The 2780-nt window shown below is 71.8% G+C and carries 2 protein-coding genes and 1 pseudogene; 1 reads left to right on the forward strand and 2 read right to left on the reverse strand.

The genetic code is table 11. The features are described from left to right. Positions 1–418 (reverse strand): annotated as a pseudogene (locus LQV45_RS24300) (secretion system protein E); the annotation flags it as partial. Then, complete coding sequence (gene ssd, locus LQV45_RS24305) at positions 415–1524, reverse strand: septum site-determining protein Ssd (RefSeq protein WP_230009182.1); 1110 nt, start codon at positions 1522–1524, stop codon at positions 415–417. The gene ssd and the pseudogene LQV45_RS24300, both read right to left, overlap by 4 nt. 134 nt (positions 1525–1658) lie before the next feature. Here ssd and LQV45_RS24310 point away from each other — a divergent pair. Continuing rightward, the coding region (locus tag LQV45_RS24310; protein WP_230009183.1) for a bifunctional 3'-5' exonuclease/DNA polymerase at positions 1659–2780 on the forward strand (1122 nt) is incomplete at its 3' end.

Genomic DNA, 2780 nt, shown 5'->3' on the forward strand with positions numbered 1-2780 from the left:
GGCCACCGGCTGCCACCAGCCTCGCGGCGAGGGCCCGGATCTGCGGTTCCCCGGAAAAGACGACCGGCGCCTTTTCCAGACCGCGGCCGCGGTCCAACCAGACCGAGTCCGGCCCGTTGACAAAGATGTCTGTCACGGCGGGATCACGGGTGAGCGGTTGCAGGGGGCCCAGGCCGTTCAATTCCGCGCTGATGCTCTCCACTGCGGCCAGGGCGCCGGCCGTGCCGAGCAGCCGCCCGCTCGCCTGGACCGCGGCCGCCACCCTTGAGGGGGTCACCGGGGAGGCATCGGCCATGACGGACTCGCGCACGGACTCCAGCAGCGTCTGGTCGAGAAATCCCTGCGAGCGGCGGCGGCCCGGTGCCCGCCGGGCCGGACGTTCCGGTCCGGCCGGTTCTACGGCCGCGTGTGCACTCATGAGCCGTCTCCGCCGTTCAGCTCAAGGAGTCCGGCCGCGAACCGGCGGACGGCGCGCTGCCGGCCGGTTTCGAGAAGGCGGCCGAGTTCCGTTGCCCCGGCCAGATCCTTGATGTCCGGCATGATGCCCTGAAGGACAAGCCCCACGGAGCCGGCGATCAGCGGCGCATCCAAAGCGGCGCCGCGACTGGCCCGGACCACGAGCGCGGTGTCCACGGGTGGAAGCTCCTGCAGCAGCCAGGCCGTGGCGACGGCGGCCCGCAGCCGGGCGGGCGCCACGACGATGATCCGGTCGCATTCGCCGGCGAAGGCCCGCAGGGCCTCCCGTTCCCGGCCGATATCCAGCACCACCAATTCGCAGCCGCGGCGTGCGGCGTCAAGAACCGCGGCCACGGTGGTCGCGTCCACCCCGGCGGCTTTGTCACGGGTTCCCGGCCACGACAGGAAGGAGAATCCGCCGGCGACCGGCAGCGACTCCTCCAGCTGGGCGGGGTCGATACTGCCGCTCACCCCGGCCAGATCCGGCCAGCGGAGCCCGTGGGTTTCCTCGGCGGCCAGCGCAAGTTCCAGGCCCCCTCCCCGGGGGTCGCCGTCGATCAGCAGCACCCGGATCCCGGCCCCGGCGGCGGCCTGCGCGATCCAGATGGCGGCGGTCGTGGCCCCGGCACCGCCGCAGCCGCCGGTGAGACCCAGCACCAGGCCGCCGGCTTCCGGGGCGCGGGACCGGCTCAGGTATTCCGCCAGCCAGGCGGCCGCGTCCGGCAACACCGCGACGCGTTCGGCCCCGACGGCGGCGGCCAGATGCCATAACCCTTCCCCGTCACCTTCGAGGCCGAGCATCACGGCAGGGGTCCTCCGCCGGGGCGGCAACCCGCGGATGTCGCTGCCCACCAGCACAGCGGCCGCGGCGTCCCAGAACGGCGCGGCCTCGGCAACGTCCTGCACCGTCCGCAGCTGGCCCCCGGCTGCTGCGACGATGCGTTCCACCTCGCTGCGCAGCACATCGGCGCCGGTTACGAGCAGGATTTCCGCGGAATCCCCGGGGATCCAGGGCTCATGTTCCCGCGGTGGCGGTGAGCCTGGGCCACGGTCCTGGTGCCTGTTCATGCTGCCACTGTGCCCGGGCCGGGACCGCAGCGGAACCGCCGTCGTGGGCTATGTGGACAAGTCCGGCGTCTTTCCTGCGCCGCGGCCGGGGACCGAGCACGGATCACGTCCCGGAGCAGGGCAGAATTGATCCTATGTATCTGCTGCTCGCTGCCCACGCCGACGGCGCGGCACTGCAGCAGCTCACGGCCGATGGCGCCCCCGAACCCTCCAATCCGGAACCCCGTGTGGTCAGGGCCGGCGACCTCGCCGGAATTGTGCGCGAGTTTGAGGAGCGGCACCCGCGCTGGATCTGGCACCGTACGCAGGACTGGTATCCCGCGTTGCTGCGCGCCGGGGTGGAACTCGAGCGCTGCTACGACCTCACCTTGTGCGGTTCGATCCTGGCCCACTCGGAGTTCACCGCCCACACCGGCTACGCGCAGGCGGCGGAGAAGCTGACCCAGGACGACGAGCTGAACCAGCCCCCGCGGGGGCTGCAGCCTCCTGCCCCGCCGCCGGAACAAGGGGCCTTGTTTGATGCCCCGGCCTCCGGCCGGCGTCCCGGCCAATCCCTTGAGGCTCTCCGCGCCGAGTACGCCGCGCAGCAGGAGGCCCTGCGCCAGGCGGGACCTGCGCCCGGAACGGCCTCCGGCACGGTCGTCGTCCCTGACGCCGGCCGGCGCCAACGGCTCCAGCTGCTGCTCGCGGCGGAATCCGCCGGAGCCATGATCGCCGCCGAAATGCAGCACACCGGCGTCCCGTGGCGGGAGGAACTCCACGAGCAGATTCTCGCAGAACACCTCGGACCCCGCCCGGCTCCCGGTCAGCGTCCGGCCAAACTCGAATCGCTCACGGCCGAACTGAGGCTGCTGCTGAAGTCGCCCGCGCTGAACCCGGACTCGCCGCAGGAGCTCATGCGCGCCCTGCACCGCAACGGCATCGAAGTTAAAACCACCCGCCAATGGGAGCTGAAAGAATCCAGCCACCCCGTGATCGTGCCGCTGCTGGCCTACAAGAAACTGGCCCGTCTCCACGCGGCCAACGGCTGGGCGTGGCTTGATACCTGGGTGAAGGACGGCAGGTTCCAGCCTGAGTACATGGTGGGCGGCGTGGTCTCGGGCCGGTGGGCGTCGCGGGGCGGCGGGGCGCTGCAAATCCCGCGCCAGGTCCGCGGCGCGGTCCACGCCGATCCCGGCCACAAACTGATCGTTGCCGACGCCTCGCAGCTGGAGCCGCGCGTGCTCGTGGCGCTGGCCCAGGATTCCAAAATGGCC

Source organism: Microbacterium sp. Bi128, from assembly GCF_918698205.1.